Origin of the sequence: Streptomyces sp. Ru73 (assembly GCF_002920575.1) — a bacterium.
Lineage (GTDB): Bacteria > Actinomycetota > Actinomycetes > Streptomycetales > Streptomycetaceae > Streptomyces.
In genome coordinates this window covers 1-16169 of the sequence record NZ_PQSQ01000082.1, presented here as the reverse complement: position 1 = coordinate 16169, position 16169 = coordinate 1, and the positions used below count along the sequence as shown (strand labels likewise).

The window sequence follows — 16169 nt, the reverse complement described above, 5'->3', positions numbered from 1 at the left end:
GCACCCGCCCCGCCCCGCACCACGGCCCGGCGCGGGGCGGGGGTGCGGGCTTCGGGCCGCCCACCCCGCTCTCCCGCGGCGCCCCGCTCTCCCGCGGCGCCCCGCTGGGACACCCCCGCCCCGCCCGGCTTCTCGTATGCCGAGTGATCATCGTCGAATCCGGCCAGGATGGTGGGATGGGATTCCATGTCGACTCAGAGGTCGGTCATCTCCGCCGGGTCATCCTGCACCGTCCCGACCTGGAGCTGAAGCGGCTCACCCCGTCCAACAAGGACGCACTGCTCTTCGACGACGTGCTGTGGGTCCGGCGCGCGCGGGCCGAGCACGATGCCTTCGCCGACATCCTGCGCGACCGCGGCGTCCAGGTGCACCTCTTCGGTGACCTGCTGGCCGAGAGCCTGCGCGTGCCCGAGGCGCGGCAGCTGGTCCTGGACCGGGTCTTCGACGAGAAGGAGTACGGCCCGCTCGCCACCGATCACATCCGGGCGGCGTTCGAGGAGCTGCCGCTGACGGAGCTGGTGGAGGCGCTGGTCGGCGGGATGACCAAGCGGGAATTCCTGGAGCGCAGCCCCGAGCCGACATCGGTCCGCTTCCACGTGATGGACCTGGACGACTTCCTGCTGCCGCCGCTGCCGAACCACCTCTTCACGCGGGACACCTCGGCGTGGGTGTACGACGGGGTGTCGGTGAACGCGATGCGGTGGCCGGCGCGGCAGCGCGAGACGGTCCATTACGAGGCGATCTACCGTTACCACCCGCTGTTCACGCACGAACGTTTCCACGTGTGGTCCGAGGGCCAGGCCGCGTACCCGTCGACCATCGAGGGCGGCGACGTACTGGTGATCGGCAATGGCGCGGTGCTGATCGGGATGAGCGAGCGCACCACGCCGCAGGCGGTGGAGATGCTGGCGCGCGGGCTGTTCGCGGCCGGTTCGGCGCGGACGATCGTGGCGCTGGACATGCCGAAGCGGCGGGCGTTCATGCACCTGGACACGGTGATGACCATGGTGGACGGCGATACGTTCACGCAGTACGCGGGGCTCGGGATGCTGCGGTCTTACACGATCGAGCCGGGCGCGAACGAGCAGGAGCTGAAGGTCACCGATCATCCGCCGGAGCACATGCACCGGGCGATCGCGGCGGCGCTCGGCCTGGACGGGGTGCGGGTGCTGACCGCGACGCAGGACGTGCACGCGGCGGAGCGCGAGCAGTGGGACGACGGGTGCAACGTGCTGGCGGTGGAGCCGGGCGTGGTCGTGGCGTATGAGCGTAATGTCACGACCAATACGTTTCTGCGGAAGCGTGGGATCGAGGTGATCACGATTCCGGGGAGCGAGCTGGGGCGCGGGCGCGGCGGCCCGCGCTGCATGAGCTGCCCGGTGGAGCGCGACGGGCTGGGCTGAGCGGGCCGGGTCGGTCGGCCGGATTCGGTTGAGCGGGCCGGGCCGGCCGGTCTGGGCCGAGCGGTCGGGCCGAGCGGGTCGGGCCGGGTCGGGCCTGGGGAGTGGGCCGGGCCGAGCGGGTCGGGCTGCCGGGGTGAGCGGGCTCCGGGCGACGCACCGGCTCGGCCGTAGACCGAGCCGGAGGTGCCCTTCGTATAGGCATACGGGGAGTCGTATACACTTCCAGGTCTCGACCGTTTCTTCCCGTTCGCCGCGACCTAGGAGCTGCCATGGCGATTGACCTCACGGGCCGCCACTTCCTCAAGGAGCTGGACTTCACCGCCGAGGAGTTCCGCCGCCTGATCGACCTCGCCGCCGAGCTGAAGGCGGCCAAGCGCGCGGGCACCGAGGAGCAGCGGCTGAAGGGCCGCAACATCGCCCTGATCTTCGAGAAGACCTCCACCCGCACCCGCTGCTCCTTCGAGGTCGCGGCCGCCGACCAGGGCGCCCACACCACGTACCTGGACCCGTCCGGCTCGCAGATCGGGCACAAGGAGTCGGTGAAGGACACGGCCCGCGTGCTCGGCCGGATGTTCGACGCGATCGAGTACCGCGGCAGCGCGCAGGCCAATGTCGAGGAGCTCGCGGCGCACGCCGGCGTACCCGTCTACAACGGCCTCACCGACGAGTGGCACCCCACCCAGATGCTCGCCGACGTACTCACCATGCTGGAGCACAGCCCCGGCCGCGAACCCGCCGAGCTGGCCTTCGCGTACCTCGGCGACGCCCGCTACAACATGGGCAACTCCTACCTGGTCACCGGCGCCCTCCTCGGCATGGACGTCCGTATCGTCGCGCCGAAGAAGCTCTGGCCCGAGGAGTCGGTGATCGCGAGCGCCCGGAAGCTGGCGGAGCAGAGCGGCGCCCGGGTGACCCTCACCGAGGACGTCGCGGAGGGCGTGCGCGGCGCGGACTTCGTCGCCACCGACATCTGGGTGTCGATGGGCGAGCCGAAGGAGGTCTGGGACGAGCGGATCGCGCTGCTCAAGCCGTACGCGGTGACGATGGACGTGCTGCGCGCCACGGGCAAGGAGGACGTGAAGTTCATGCACTGCCTGCCGGCCTTCCACGACCTCGGCACGGCGGTGGGCCGGGAGATCTACGCCCAGCACGGCCTGGAGTCGCTGGAGGTCACCGACGAGGTCTTCGAGTCGGAGCACTCCGTCGTCTTCGACGAGGCGGAGAACCGCATGCACACGATCAAGGCGGTCATGGTGGCCACGCTGGGCCGCTGAGGCGCACGCCCCGCTCGGCGGGCCTTGGCCCTCCCGGACCGCTGCATCGCATAGAAATACGCCCTAATGGGCGATCATGCACCATTTCGGTTACCATCGAACCGATCCTCGGGGGACGGACCCACCACCGGTCCGTCCCCTTTTCCGTGCCCGCACACCCCGCCGGGCCATCGCACCACCAGGAAGAAGCACCGCCATGTCCGCGTCCGGGCTGCGCATCAAGTCCCCCGACCTGCTCGTCGCCGAATCCGGCACGGACCTCGAAGGCCACGGCCTCAAGCGCACCATGGGCCTCTTCCAGCTGGTGTGCTTCGGCGTCGGCGCCATCGTCGGCACGGGCATCTTCGTCGGCCTGTCCGACACCGTCGCCGAGGCCGGCCCCGCCGTCGTCGTGTCCTTCGTGCTCGCCGCGGTCACCTGCGTCTTCACCGCGTTCTCGTTCGCCGAGCTGGGCGGCGCGATCCCGGTCTCCGGCAGCTCGTACTCGTACGCGTACGCCACCCTCGGCGAGCGCACCGCCTTCCTCGTGGGCTGGTGCCTGCTGCTGGAGTACGGCGTGTCGGTGTCGGCGGTCTCGGTGGGCTGGGGCCAGTACCTCAACGAGCTGCTGGACAGCCTCGTCGGATGGCAGCTGCCCGCCGCGTTGTCCGCGCCGCCCGGTGACGGCGGCATCGTCAACGTTCCGGCCGTCGTCGTCATGCTGCTCGCCGCCACCCTCCTCGTACGCGGCATCCGCGAGAGCGCCCGGGCCACCGCCGCGATGGCCGTCGTGAAGATCGGCGTACTGATCCTCTTCTGCGCCATCGCCTTCACCGCCTTCCGTGACGGCAACCTCTCGCCGTTCGCCGCGCAGGGCGTCGCCGGGGTCACCTCCGGTGCCTCGGTCGCGTTCTTCTCGTACATCGGCTTCGACGCGGTCACCACGGCGGGCGAGGAGGTCAAGAACCCGCGGCGGAACGTGCCCGCCGCGATCCTGATCTGCATCGGCGTCGTCACGGTGCTGTACTGCCTGGTCGCGCTCGCCGCGATCGGCGCGCTCTCCGCCGACGACGTGGCCGACAAGCCCGCCGCGCTCTCGCTGATCGTCGACCGGGTCACCGGGTCAGCGCTGGGCGGCGGGATCATCGCGTTCGGCGCGGTGGTCGCCATCGCGTCCGTCGTCCTCGCGGTGATGTACGGGCAGACCCGCATCCTGATGTCGATGTCGCGGGACGGGCTGATCCCGCGAGTCTTCGAGCGGATCTCACCGAAGACGTCCACGCCGGTCCGCGGCACCTGGATCGTCGCCGTCGTCTTCGCGATCCCGGCCGCTGTGGTGCCGCTGGACGTGGTCATGAATCTGACCACGATCGGGACCCTCGCGATCATGGCCGTCGTGAACGTCTGCGTGATGGTGCTGCGCCGCACGCGGCCCGAGCTGCCGCGCCGCTTCCGGGTGCCGTTCTTCCCGGTCAGCCCGCTGCTCGGCATCGCGTTCTGCCTGTACCTGATCTACGGCACGGGCCCCGCCACGTGGCTGCAGTTCGGCGTCTTCCTGGTGGTCGGGGCCGTGGTGTACACGGTGTACGGGCGGCGGCACTCGCGGCTTGGTGGGGTGGCGGGGGAATCGGTGGGGGGAGCTGCGGGAGGGGTGGCGGGGGAATCGGTGGGGGGAGCTGCGGGAGGGGTGGCGGGGGAATCGGTGGGGGGAGTGGGGCCGAAGGGGTGAATCTCACCCGGCGAGGGCCCCTCCCTTCCCCAACCACCGGCGGTAAGGCCCCTCCCCCACCTCCACCGCACTCCCTCAAAAGTACCGACCCCACCCCCCCACGCCGCGCCCCTGTGGACAACCCCCGCTGTGGACAACCTCCTCACTCCGACGGGTCCACAGATGAGCCCGCCGACGGGCCCGCGTCCAGGTCCGCAGCCGGATCCGCCGGCAGCCGGAACCACACCACCTTCCCCTGCTCCGTCGGCCGGTAGCCGGAGTCCACGCTCAGCGTGCGGATCAGCAGCAGGCCCCGGCCGCCCTCGTCCAGCAGGTCGCCCGCCGGGACCTCGTCGTCGCCCAGCCCCTCGACCGGCGCCGGGTCGTTGTCATGTACCTCGACGTGCTGGTGGCCGCTCGGCAGCACCTCGATGACCAGCTCGATCGGCTTGTCGTCCGCGGTGTGCTCGACCGCGTTGGCCACCAGCTCGGCCGTGAGCAGCTCCGCCGTGTCACTGTCCGCCGGCACGTGCATGTCGGCGAACGCCTTGCGGATCAGGGCACGCGCGATCGGCACCGCGGCCGTGGTGTGCGGCAGCGTGATCCGCCAGGACGACGGGGCAGCTGGCTCCGGCAAGGCTGTGGTCCGTTCACAGAAGGCGTGATGTCCTTCTATAACGGTACGAATCTCTGCTGTGTCCGGCCTGTTGCGGCAGGTAGTGGTGTCGGGCGGTACGAGCCGTCGTCTTATCGCGTACTCGTGACGACGGTCACGGGTGCGTGATAACTTCGCGAGGCAGGCACCAGCCCTCCGGCCGAAGGGGGCACGACGCCCTTGAGCCCGTTCACAGGTTCCGCGCACACCACCGACGCATGGGAACACCTCCGCGTGACCAGGGAGGACGGCGTCGCGACCGTCACCCTCGCGCGCCCCGACACCCTGAATTCCCTCACCTTCGGCGCCTACGCCGACCTCCGCGACCTGCTCGCCGAGCTCTCCCGCGAGCGCGCCGTACGCGCCCTCGTCCTCGGCGGCGAGGGCCGCGGCTTCTGCTCCGGCGGCGACGTCGACGAGATCATCGGCGCCACCCTGGAGATGGACACCGGACAGCTGCTCGACTTCAACCGGATGACCGGGCAGGTCGTACGGGCGCTGCGGGAGTGCCCGTTCCCCGTGATCGCGGCCGTGCACGGCGTGGCCGCCGGGGCCGGGGCCGTCCTCGCGCTCGCCGCCGACTTCCGCGTCGCCGACCCCTCGGCGCGCTTCGCGTTCCTCTTCACCAAGGTCGGGCTGTCCGGCGGCGACATGGGCGCGGCGTACCTGCTGCCCCGCGTCGTCGGCCTCGGGCACGCCACCCGGCTGCTGATGCTCGGCGAGGCCGTACGCGCCCCCGAGGCGGAGCGGATCGGGCTGATCAGCGAGCTGGCCGAGGAGGGGAAGGCGCACGAGGCCGCCGCCGCGCTCGCCCGCCGGCTCGCGACCGGGCCCGCGCTCGCGCACGCGCAGACCAAGGCGCTGCTCACCGCTGAGTTGGACATGCCGCTCGCGGCGGCCGTCGAGATGGACGCGGCGACCCAGGCGCTGCTGATGAACAGCGCGGACTACGCGGAGTTCCACGCCGCGTTCACCGCCAAGCGCAGCCCGAAGTGGCAGGGCAGGTGAGCCGGGCATGACGGAGGGGGGAGCGGCGCTGCGCGGCGGCCGGATCGCGGTCATCGGGGGCGGGCCCGGCGGGCTGTACGCGGCGGTCCTGCTCAAGCGGCTGGACCCGGGCCGCGAGGTCACGGTCTGGGAGCGGAACGCGCCCGATGACACGTTCGGTTTCGGGGTGGTCCTCTCGGACGAGACGCTGGGCGGCATCGAGCAGGCCGACCCGGTCGTCCATGAGGCGCTGCGCCGCGAGTACGTGCGCTGGGACGCCATCGACATCGTGCACCGCGGCCGCACGCTCACCTCGGGCGGCCACGGGTTCGCCGCCATCGGGCGCCGCCGGCTCCTCCAGCTGCTGCACGCGCGCTGCCGTGAGCTCGGCGTACGGCTGCGGTTCCGTACCGAGGCGCCGCCCGCTGCCGTGCTCGCCCGCGACCACGATCTGGTGATCGCGGCCGACGGCGTGCACAGCGCTACCCGCGGCGCGCACGCCGATGTCTTCCGCCCGCGCCTCACCACCCACCGCTGCCGTTACATCTGGCTCTCCGCCGGTCTCGCCTTCGACGCCTTCCGCTTCGAGATCGCCGAGACGGAGCACGGGGTGGTGCAGCTGCACGGCTACCCGTACGCCCGCGCGTCCGGCCACGGCCACGCGGCCGGGCCGTCCGGGGCGAGCACCGTCATCGTCGAGGCGCACGAGGACGTGTGGCGGCGGGCCGGCTGGGAGGACTGCCCGGTCGAGGAGTCCGTCGAGCAGTGCGCCAAGATCTTTTCGGAGGCGCTGGGCGGCCGGCCGCTGCTGTCGAACAACTCCGCCTGGACCGCCTTCCGTACGGTCACCAACGCCCGCTGGTCGCAGGGGAACACCGTCCTCCTCGGCGACGCCGCGCACACCGCCCACTTCTCCATCGGCTCCGGCACCAAGCTGGCGGTGGAGGACGCCCTCGCGCTCGCCGCCTGCCTCGAGGAGCACGCCGCGCTGCCCGACGCGCTCGCCGCGTACGAGGCGGAGCGCCGACCCGTTGTCGAGTCCACCCAGCGTGCCGCGCGCGCCAGCCTGGAGTGGTTCGAGGACCTGGCGCAGTACGCCGACCAGCCGCCGTACCGGTTCGCCTTCAACCTGCTCACCCGCAGCCGCCGGGTCACCCACGACAACCTGCGGCTGCGCGATCCCGGTTTCGTCGCCGCGGTCGAGGAGGAGGCCGGGGTGGCGCCCGGCACGCCGCCGATGTTCACCCCGTTCCGGCTCGGCGGCCTGTCCCTGCGCAACCGTGTCGTCGTCTCGCCGATGGACATGTACAGCGCCGGCCCCGACGGGACGCCAGGCGACTTCCACCTCGTCCACCTGGGCGCCCGGGCGCTGGGCGGGGCCGGCCTGGTGATGACGGAGATGGTCTGCGTCAGCAGCCAGGGGCGCATCACGCCGGGGTGCACGGGGTTGTACGCGCCGGAGCACGAGGCGGCCTGGCGCCGGGTGACGGACTTCGTGCACAGCAGCGCGCCCGGTACGGCGATCGGCGTGCAGCTGGGCCACTCGGGCCGGAAGGGTTCCACCCGGCTGATGTGGGAGGGCATCGACCAGCCGCTCCCGGAGGGCAACTGGCCGCTGGTGGCCGCCTCGGCGCTGCCGTACCGCGAGGGCGTCAACCAGGTGCCGCACGCGCTGACGGCCGCGGAGCTGGCCGGTGTACGGGAGGACTTCGTACGTGCCGCCGAGCGTGCGGCGCGCGCCGGCTTCGACCTGCTCGAACTGCACTGTGCGCACGGCTATCTGCTCTCCGGCTTCCTCTCGCCGCTGACCAACCGCCGCACCGACGCGTACGGCGGCTCTCTCGAAGGGCGGCTGCGGTTCCCGCTGGAGGTGTTCGACGCGGTACGCGCGGTGTGGCCGGACGGGCGGCCCATGACCGTGCGGATCTCCGCGACCGACTGGGCGGCGGGCGGCACCACGGCCGAGGACGCGGTGGAGATCGCGCGGGCCTTCGCCGCGCACGGGGCCGATGCGATCGACGTTTCCACGGGGCAGGTCGTGTCCGATGAGCAGCCGGCTTTCGGGCGCTCCTACCAGACGCCGTTCGCTGATCGCATTCGCAATGTGGTGGGGGTTCCGGTGATCGCCGTCGGGGCCATCTCGTCCTGGGACGACGTCAATTCGCTCGTCCTCGCCGGCCGCGCCGACCTCTGCGCGCTGGCCCGGCCGCACCTGTACGACCCGCACTGGACGCTGCACGCCGCCGCGGAACAGGGGTATTCCGGCCCCGGTGCGCCGTGGCCCGCGCCGTACCGGGCGGGCAGCCGTACCCCGCCGACGGGCCGTACGGACGCTCCCAAGCAGCGGCTGTCGCTGGGCGGATGAGGCGCCCGGCGGACGGGCCGGGCGGAACGGCCGGCGGACCCGGCCGCGGCCACCGTCGGTCAGCCGACGGGGGCTGAGGTCACCGTGGCGGTGAAGACGGGGCGGCCGTGCTGTTCCACGGTGACGGCGACCCGCGGCAGCCCGGCGGAGTCGCGTCCGGCGGCCTCGGTGCGTACCCAGCAGGGGGCGTCCAGCTCGGCGTAGCGGAGGAAGGAGCAGTCCATCGCGGCGGCGAGGGACGGCGCGGGCCCGGTCGCGGCGTAGGCGGCCTGGCGCGCGGCCTCGACCATCAGCATGCCGGGCACGTGGTCGACGGGGTGGTCGAAGAGGACGGGGTGGGTCGTGTCGACCCGCAGCTGCCAGCGGTCCCTCCCGGACGCGGGGGCGAGTACCACGTCCGTCGCCCGGTCCCGGCCGACGAGCGCCGGGTCGACGGCCTCGGGCAGCGGGAGCCTGCGGGCCAGCGCCAGTTCGAGGTCGGCGTACTCACCGCGCAGCCGCCGGTACACCGCGGGCGTGTGGCAGCTGAGGGTGCCCTCGACGCTGCCCAGGTACCGGCCGTCCCGGACGATGCGGAGCATCTGCCGCATCGTGGACAGCCGGCCGGCTCTTCGGACGATGTCGTGATCGGTGACGTGCAGTTCGAGGTCGGCGGGGGCGCCGGTCAGGGCAAGCGCGGTCGGCGTGACGGAGTACTGGAGGCGGCCCCAGATCGCCGGGTGGCCGAGTGGCACGTCGTGCCCGACGTGGCTGAGCAGGATCGCGGTCTGGCGGACGGTCTCCGCCAGCATCACCGGGTCGTGCATGCCGTGCGCGGGCGCGTAGAAGGAGTGGGCACGCGGCCACTGGGCGGTGACGGTCCAGGCGCCCGGACCAGTGCCGCGCCAGTCGGTCAGAAACACCTCGGTGATCGTGCTGCGGTGCACGTACTCGCGGGGCACCGTCGTGGTCAGCTGCCGCAGCGGCTCCAGGCTGCAGTCCGAGCCGCCCGGCGCGGGCCGGCGGCCGGGTGCCGCGTGGGGCACGGTCAGAGCAACGGTCATGCGGATTCCCTCCCTGGCGGGCGCTCGCCGCGCCCGTACACGTGCGTCGACGCGCCCAACATACAAACCGGCTGGTTTGTTTTCTAGCCGCTCAGGGTGAATCTTTGGGTAGAAGTGATACGTGTGACGTAACGGGGGCGGTTCGGCGGCGCTTGGCGGGTGGGCGAAAACCAGCCGTGGAGCAGGGTGGGAGAGGTGATCCGATCAGGCGGCTTTCTGCTCCAGGCGGCCGTTGGGGTCCAAGTGGCTCATCGCGCCGGGCGACGCCAGCCCCGGCAGGACGTGCCGCCACAGCTGGACGATCCGCTCGTGCAGGTCGTCGCGGTTGCTGGCGGCCAGCGAGAAGAGCTGTACGCCCATGTAGGCGGAAACAAAGAATTCCGCAGCCTTCGCGGGGTTCACCGCGGGCAGCAGCTCGCCCCGGTCGCGGGCTTCGGCGAACATGCCGGTCGCGATGTTGATCCAGTCCTGGTAGGGCACGAGCGGCTCGGAGCTGAACGTGGTCTCCACGGCGATCCGGGTGCCGGCCTGCAGGACCGGGTCCGTGCGCAGGGCCCGCGCCACCCGGTGACTGAAGTCGATCGCATCCTGCACCCGGCTGTCGCTCGGCGGCGGGACCAGCATCTCGGTCTGTTCCGCGATCACCGCGCGGGCCAGGGCGTCCTTGGACGGGAAGTGGAAGTACAGGGCGCCCTTGGTGACCTGGGCGCGCTGGATGATCTCCGCGATGGTGGCCGCTTCGTAACCGCGCTCTCCGATGACCTCGGCCGCTGCCACGAGGACGGCCTGTCGAGTGCGCACTGCCCGTTCCTGCTTGGCCACCGGCCGTCCTCCCCGTTATGTCCTTCTGGTCATGGTCCGCCTTCAGCGGATCTGGCCGAATTCTATTGACGCTGCAAACAATAATCCAACCAGACGGTATTGATCTGTCGTGGAGATTTGGGAAAGCTTCTTTCCGGTCGCACCGGTCACCCGCGGTCGGCCGTCCCTCCCGGACGCGGCGCGTGCGTACGGGAGTTGTGCACCCCGGCAGCCCTCGACCCCCAGGAGCCTCCCCCCATGGCCGCGCCCGCCCACCCCGCCACACACCGCGAAGTCCGCCTCGCCGCACGCGCCGACGGCGCACTGACCCCGGACCACTTCGCGGTGGCCGACGCGCCGCTGCCGGTGCCGGGCCCGGGCACGGTGCTGGTACGCAACCGCATCATGGCCGTCACCGCGGCGATGCGCTCGATGATGGGCTCGGCCGACCTGCCCATGCCGTCCTTCGTACCGGGCCGCGCGCTGTGGGGCGCGGCCATCGGTGAGGTGGTCGAGGCGCCCGGCGGCGGCTTCGCGCCCGGCGACCTCGTCCGGCACGACCTCGGCTGGCGGGAGTACGCGCTGGTGGACGCGGCGCGGTGCCGCCGCATCGACCCGGACGCGCTGCCCGACCCGGCGGCGCACCTCTCGCAGGGCGCCACCGCCTGGGGCGCCCTGGTGCACATCGCGCAGGTACGCCCCGGCGACACCGTGTTCGTCACGGGCGCGGCCGGCGGGGTCGGCAGCCTCGCGGGCCAGATCGCCCGGCGGCTGGGGGCCCGCCGGGTCATCGGTTCCACCGGCTCAGCGCGCAAGGCCGAGTACCTGGTCAAGGAGCTGGGCTACGACGAGGTCGTGCTGCGCGGCGCCGGGCCCATCGGCGAGCAGCTGCGCCGCGCCGCGCCCAACGGCATCGACGTCCTGCTGGACACCGTGGCCGGCGAGCAGCTGGCCGCGGCGCTCGAATCGGCGCGCACCGGCGCCCGGTTCGCGCTGGTGGGCGCGCTGTCGGCGCAGCTCGGCGGCGGGGACGGGGGCGGGCTCGCCGCGCCGGTCGAGCTGGACGCCGGCCTGATCGTCTCCCGGCGGGTCGCGCTGCGCGGCTTCTCCGTGCGCGATCACCCGGAGCTGGTGCCGGAGTGGACCGAGGAGTTCGGGCGCGGGCTGCGCGACGGGACGCTGATCTTCGCGCACAGCCGGCTGCGCGGCCTCGACCAGGCGCCGCAGGCACTGCGCGAACTCGTCGAGGGCGGCCACACCGGGGCGGTGCTGGTCGAACTGTGAACTCCGCGCGGCCCGCCGGGGGGCGGGCCGGGCGGCAGCCGGCGGGAGCCCACCCTGACAGGGCTTCCCGCCGGCACACGGGAGCGGCGGCCGTCGCCGGACGACGGCCGCCGCACCGTGGGGGATGTGTGAGGTGTACGGGCGAGCCCAGGGGCACGCGGCAGGCGGAAGGCAGCGCATCGGCCGGGAGGCGGAGGCCGCGGACCGGCCCGGAGACAGAGGCCGCGGATCAGTTCAGAGGCGTACGGCTCAACGTGGCGGCGTGCGGCGGGGCGTGAAGGCTGCCGGGTCGCGCACGGCGGCGCCGCGGAGCGCGGGCTGCGGTACCGCGCCGGTGCGCGGTCCGGCGGGGGCGCCGGGGCGTAACGTGCGGCCCGCGCCCGCGGGCACCGCGCGCCCGGCCGGCACCAGCTGCCGCCACATGTCCGTCACGGCCTCCCGGCTCCACCACGTGCGGTCGGCGTGGCCGAGCTCCAGCAGGCCCACCACCATCGTGGTCAGCGCCCGCGCGAGCCGCTGCGGGTCGGTGTCGAGCGGCAGCCGGCCCGTGGCGCGGTCGGCGGCGGCCTTCTCCTGGAAGAGCGCGCACCACCGCCGGTGCAGCCGCGCGCCGCTGGGCTCGGGGTCGGTCTCCGGGCGTATCTGCAGCCCGGCCCGGACGACGACGTCCCGGTCCACCCGGTCCAGCAGGGCCACCGTGAACTCGCGGGAGGCGCTCAGTACGGGGTCGGGGGCGCGCAGCAGCTGGTCCTCCAGCTCGCGCAGTGCGCCGAGCGCCTCGTCCCGTACGGCGAGCGTCAGCTCTTCCTTGGACTCGAAGTGGAAGTAGAGGGCGCCTTTGCTGAGTCTCGCGCGCCGGCTGATGTCGACCATGCCGGACGCGGAGACGCCCTTGTCGATGAAGCTCTGGGCGGCCGAGCGGATGAGCGCCTGGCGGCTCTGGATCGCGCGGTGCTGCGTGGGCACTGTGTCCGTCCTGTCTCTCGTCCGGCTCGCCGAACCGGTCGAGCCGGTCACTCGCCGGCCGAGAGGCCGACGGCTCGGTTGTTCGATGGTCAAAGACTATGCAGAAAACCAACCATGCGGTTTCAGAATGGTACGACGCCGTGCGAACGGGCACCGTAACCGGCCGCTCCGCCCGGGCAGGTGTGGCCGAAGCCGTACCCCCGCGATCTCCGCCCTGTGACGTACGTGACAGCGGCTCGTCCCGGGCGTCACAGGCGTTGCGGCCGTGTACGCGTTGTGTGTGAGGTGTGGCTCAGCGCATTGACAAACAGCGCAGGCGGTTTTTAAATCTGCAAAGGCGAGCAACGGGACGCGTTGCCTCCATGAAACCCGTTAATGACGCTTCCCCGCCAGGCCCCCGCGGCGTTGCGCATCAACGGAACCGTTCCAGCATTCACATATGCCATCGGTGAAATCCCTCATGGCCGGGTGGAGGTCAAGGCCTCGGCCGGCCCGTCAACGCATCGGAAAGGGTTCGAGCAATGCGCGATTCAGCGGACGTCGGCGAAGGCATCGGGGGAGCGCCGCGGGGCGCCGGTGCGGTTCCGATCCGGGCTGTCGTGTTCGACCTGGACGGCACCCTCGCCGACACGCTGCCCGCCATCGGCCGGCTGCTGTCGAAGGTGGTCGCCGAGCAGGGGCGCCGGGTGACGCCCCGGCAGGCCGCCGCCGCGGTCGGCAAGCCGGCCCCGGCCGCGTTCGGGCAGCTGCTCGGCCGTCCCGAGACGGACGAGGCGGTGCTCACCGCGATGGGTCGCTACCGCGAACTGTTCGCCCACGAAGTGCTGCGTGAGGGGCCGCGGCTGCTCTTCCCCGGGGTCTCCGCGGGCCTGTCGGCGCTGCGCGCGCACGGCATCGAGCTGGCCGTCGCCACGTCCAAGGTCTCCCGCAGCGCGGAGGCGCTGCTGGACGTGATGGGCATCCGGGACCTGGTCGGCCCGGTCATCTGCCACGACATGGTGCGGCGCGGCAAGCCGCACCCGGAGATGGCGCTGCGCGCCGTCGCGCAGCTCGGCGTCTCCCCGCGGGAGAGCGCCTACGTGGGCGACACCGTCGGCGACATGCGGATGGCCGTCACCGCCCACATGGCCCCGATCGCCGTCACCTACGGCGTGGGCCGCTTCGGTGAGCTGGCCGCGGTGGCCGGCACCCGGATGTGCAGCTCCTTCCGTGACGTGGTCGCCGCGGTGGCCGCCTCCCGCCCGCGCCCGGTCGAGATGGCCGCGGGATACCCGCGGATGCGCTGAGTGGCGCGCCGCCGCACGGAGCGCGCGCCGGGGTGCCGCGCTCCCGCCGCCGGACGGGCCCCGTGCCGCGCCGGCGCCGTCGCCCCTGCGGCCGTACCGGCGCCCAGGAGGCACGTGTCACGGACCCGCGCGTCCAGAAGACCCGGTCCGCACGACGTCCCGCCGCATGCGGTACGCCGCATGCCGTACGGCGTCCCGCCGCACGCCGCCCGATGCGCCCGACGCCCCGGGGGAGGGGCGCCGCTCCGCGCCCCGTCACCCGGCCCCGGCGGGCGCCCCGGCCCCGCCCGCCGTCGCCGCCCTCAGCAAAGGATCATTGGCATCAGTGACCGGTGGGCCGCGGCGTCAGCGGCCACGACGAGACCGCGGCCTGCCCGACCGATCGGGCCGCCATCGATTCCGCCTCAGCAGATGCCCGACGTACCCCGCTCAACAGATGCCCGACGTACCCCGCTCAACAGATGCCCGACGTACCCGCTCAGCGACTGCCCCACATACCCCGCTCAGCGCCTGCCCGACGCACCCCGCTCAGCCCGTGCCCGATGTGCTCCGTTCGCCCAGGACCTCCTGGGCGAACTCCGCGCCTGCCGCGTGCAGTCGGCGGTGCAGTCGGCCGAAGACCGCCGCGGCCCGGCCGCCCGGCCAGTCGGCGGGCAGCAGGGCTGCGGGCAGGCCGGGGTCGGCGTACGGGAGGCGGCGCCAGGCGTCCAGGGCCATCAGGTAGTCGTGGTACGCGGCCTTAGGGTCCGTGCCGCGCCGGCGGCTCCAGCGGCCCAGTACCGGCTCGTGCGCGTCGAGGAACGCGCGGTGCCCGGCGGCCAGCGCGGGCAGGTCCCACCAGCGGGCCACGGCCTCAGCGGTCGGCGCGAACCCGGCGTGCGCGCCGGTGAAGAGGTCCACGTACGGGTCCAGTTGCAGGCGCCGCAGCACGTGCCGGGTCTCCTCGTAGAGGTGGCCCGGGGCGATCCACACGCCCGGCGCCGCGGTACCGAAGCCGAGCCGGGCCAGCCGGGAGCGCAGCAGGTGCCGCTTGTGCCGCTCCTCCTCGGGCACGGAGAACACCGCGAGCACCCAGCCGTCGCTCGCGCGGGGCGTGGGCCGTCCGTAGATCCGCCGGTCGCCGTCGGCCAGCAGTTCCAGGGCGTCCGCCGACAGCGCGTACCCGGCGGCGCCCGCGGGCGTGCGCGCGGGCACCAGGAGCCCGCGGCGCTTGAGCCGGGACACGGCGGAGCGCACCGACGGCGGGTCCACGCCCACCACGCCGAGCAGCGTGATCAGCGCGGCCACGGGCACGGGACCCAGGGGTTCCCCCTTCGCGTCGCGTCCGTAGGCGCCGTAGAAGGTGACGATCAGGGACCGCGGGGTGCGGCTCGGCTGCGGGTCGCTCACGCCGCCACTCTAAAGGGGCGCGCGGAGCCGGAAGCGCTGGAGCTTGCCGGTCGGCGTCCGGGGCAGCGCGTCGTGGAAGACGATCTCGCGCGGGCACTTGTACGGGGCGATCTCGGCCTTGGTGAACTCCCGCAGCGCCGCGACGGTTTCCTCCGAACGGGGGAGGCCCGCGTCGAGCACCACATGGGCGACCACGACCTGTCCGCGTTCCGCGTCGGCCCGGCCCACCACGGCCGCCTCGGTCACGGCCGGATGGCGCAGCAGGGCCTCCTCGACCTCGGGCCCGGCGATGTTGTACCCGGCCGAGATGATCATGTCGTCGGCGCGTGCCACATAGCGGAAGTACCCGTCGGCGTCGCGCACATAGGTGTCACCGGTGAGGTTCCAGCCGTTCCGCACGTACTCCAGCTGGCGCGGGTCGGCGAGGTAGCGGCAGCCGGTCGGGCCGCGCACGGCCAGCAGTCCCGGTTCGCCGTCCGGCACCGGCTCGCCCGCCGCGTCCACCACCCGTGCCTCGTACCCGGGCACCGGCACCCCGGTGGTGCCGGGCCTGGCGGCCTCGTCGGCGGCCGAGAGGAAGATGTGCAGCATTTCCGTGGCGCCGATGCCGTTGATGAGCCGCAGGCCGGTCGCGGCGTGCCAGGCGTGCCAGGTGGCGGCGGGCAGGTTCTCGCCAGCGGAGACGCAGCGGCGCAGCGAGGAGACGTCGTGCCGGTCCAGTTCGGGCAGCATCGCGCGGTAGGCGGTGGGCGCGGTGAAGAGGACCGAGACCCGGTGGTCGGCGATGTGCCGGAGCAGGCCGCGGGGGCCGCCCGCCTCGGTGAGCAGGGTGCAGGCGCCGGCGCGGAGCGGGAAGACCACCAGGCCGCCGAGGCCGAAGGTGAAGCCGAGCGGCGGGGTGCCGGCGAAGACGTCGTCGGGCTCGGGGCGCAGCACGTGGGCCGAGAAGGTGTCGGCGATGGCGAGCACGTCCCGGTGGAAGTGCATGCAGCCCTTGGGGCGTCCGGTGGTGCCGGAGGTGAAGGCGAT

13 protein-coding genes are annotated in these 16169 nt (G+C 72.9%); 7 read left to right on the top strand and 6 right to left on the bottom strand.

The features are described 5' to 3' along the window. Positions 1 to 176: 176 nt before the first annotated feature. From C3486_RS27850 to C3486_RS27840, 3 genes are all read left to right on the top strand, one after another. Complete coding sequence (locus C3486_RS27850) at positions 177 to 1403, top strand: arginine deiminase (protein ID WP_103835533.1); 1227 nt, start codon at positions 177 to 179, stop codon at positions 1401 to 1403. A 269-nt stretch (positions 1404 to 1672) separates the two neighbouring features. Then, positions 1673 to 2677, top strand: a complete 1005-nt coding sequence (gene argF / locus C3486_RS27845) for an ornithine carbamoyltransferase (protein WP_103835532.1) — start codon at positions 1673 to 1675, stop codon at positions 2675 to 2677. Between the two features lie 196 nt (positions 2678 to 2873). After that, the gene (locus C3486_RS27840) at positions 2874 to 4385 is read left to right on the top strand and encodes an amino acid permease (protein WP_103835531.1); all 1512 of its coding nucleotides are present in this window, start codon (positions 2874 to 2876) and stop codon (positions 4383 to 4385) included. Between the two features lie 142 nt (positions 4386 to 4527). Here the strand turns inward: C3486_RS27840 and C3486_RS27835 are convergent, their stop codons facing one another. Beyond that, positions 4528 to 5001, bottom strand: a complete 474-nt coding sequence (locus C3486_RS27835) for an ATP-binding protein (RefSeq protein ID WP_103835530.1) — start codon at positions 4999 to 5001, stop codon at positions 4528 to 4530. Between the two features lie 198 nt (positions 5002 to 5199). Between C3486_RS27835 and C3486_RS27830 the strand changes: the two genes are divergently transcribed. Together C3486_RS27830 and C3486_RS27825 are read left to right on the top strand one after the other, a co-directional pair. Then, positions 5200 to 6027, top strand: coding sequence for an enoyl-CoA hydratase family protein (locus C3486_RS27830; RefSeq protein ID WP_103835529.1), 828 nt, complete (start codon positions 5200 to 5202; stop codon positions 6025 to 6027). A gap of 7 nt (positions 6028 to 6034) precedes the next feature. Continuing rightward, positions 6035 to 8371 (top strand): bifunctional salicylyl-CoA 5-hydroxylase/oxidoreductase, encoded by a 2337-nt coding sequence (locus C3486_RS27825; RefSeq protein WP_103835528.1) that lies wholly within the window; start codon positions 6035 to 6037, stop codon positions 8369 to 8371. 59 nt (positions 8372 to 8430) lie between these two features. Here the strand turns inward: C3486_RS27825 and C3486_RS27820 are convergent, their stop codons facing one another. Both C3486_RS27820 and C3486_RS27815 read right to left on the bottom strand, forming a co-directional pair. Beyond that, positions 8431 to 9414 carry a ScbA/BarX family gamma-butyrolactone biosynthesis protein gene (locus C3486_RS27820; RefSeq protein ID WP_103835527.1) on the bottom strand — a complete coding sequence of 328 codons (984 nt, stop codon included), beginning with the start codon at positions 9412 to 9414 and terminating at the stop codon, positions 8431 to 8433. A 204-nt stretch (positions 9415 to 9618) separates the two neighbouring features. Next, complete coding sequence (locus C3486_RS27815) at positions 9619 to 10215, bottom strand: ScbR family autoregulator-binding transcription factor (RefSeq protein WP_258053034.1); 597 nt, start codon at positions 10213 to 10215, stop codon at positions 9619 to 9621. Between the two features lie 258 nt (positions 10216 to 10473). On the opposite strand from C3486_RS27815, the gene C3486_RS27810 reads away from it, so the two are divergent. After that, positions 10474 to 11499 (top strand): NADP-dependent oxidoreductase, encoded by a 1026-nt coding sequence (locus tag C3486_RS27810; protein WP_103835525.1) that lies wholly within the window; start codon positions 10474 to 10476, stop codon positions 11497 to 11499. Between the two features lie 249 nt (positions 11500 to 11748). On the opposite strand, the gene C3486_RS27805 is transcribed toward C3486_RS27810, so the two are convergent. Continuing rightward, positions 11749 to 12465 carry a TetR family transcriptional regulator gene (locus C3486_RS27805; protein ID WP_103835524.1) on the bottom strand — a complete coding sequence of 239 codons (717 nt, stop codon included), beginning with the start codon at positions 12463 to 12465 and terminating at the stop codon, positions 11749 to 11751. Positions 12466 to 12986: 521 nt separating this feature from the next. Here C3486_RS27805 and C3486_RS27800 point away from each other — a divergent pair. Further along, complete coding sequence (locus C3486_RS27800) at positions 12987 to 13751, top strand: HAD family hydrolase (RefSeq protein WP_103835523.1); 765 nt, start codon at positions 12987 to 12989, stop codon at positions 13749 to 13751. A 528-nt stretch (positions 13752 to 14279) separates the two neighbouring features. On the opposite strand, the gene C3486_RS27795 is transcribed toward C3486_RS27800, so the two are convergent. Both C3486_RS27795 and C3486_RS27790 read right to left on the bottom strand, forming a co-directional pair. Beyond that, positions 14280 to 15140 (bottom strand): PaaX family transcriptional regulator C-terminal domain-containing protein, encoded by an 861-nt coding sequence (locus tag C3486_RS27795; RefSeq protein ID WP_103835522.1) that lies wholly within the window; start codon positions 15138 to 15140, stop codon positions 14280 to 14282. Positions 15141 to 15149: 9 nt separating this feature from the next. After that, the coding region (locus C3486_RS27790) for an AMP-binding protein (RefSeq protein WP_146075073.1) at positions 15150 to 16169 on the bottom strand (1020 nt) is incomplete at its 5' end.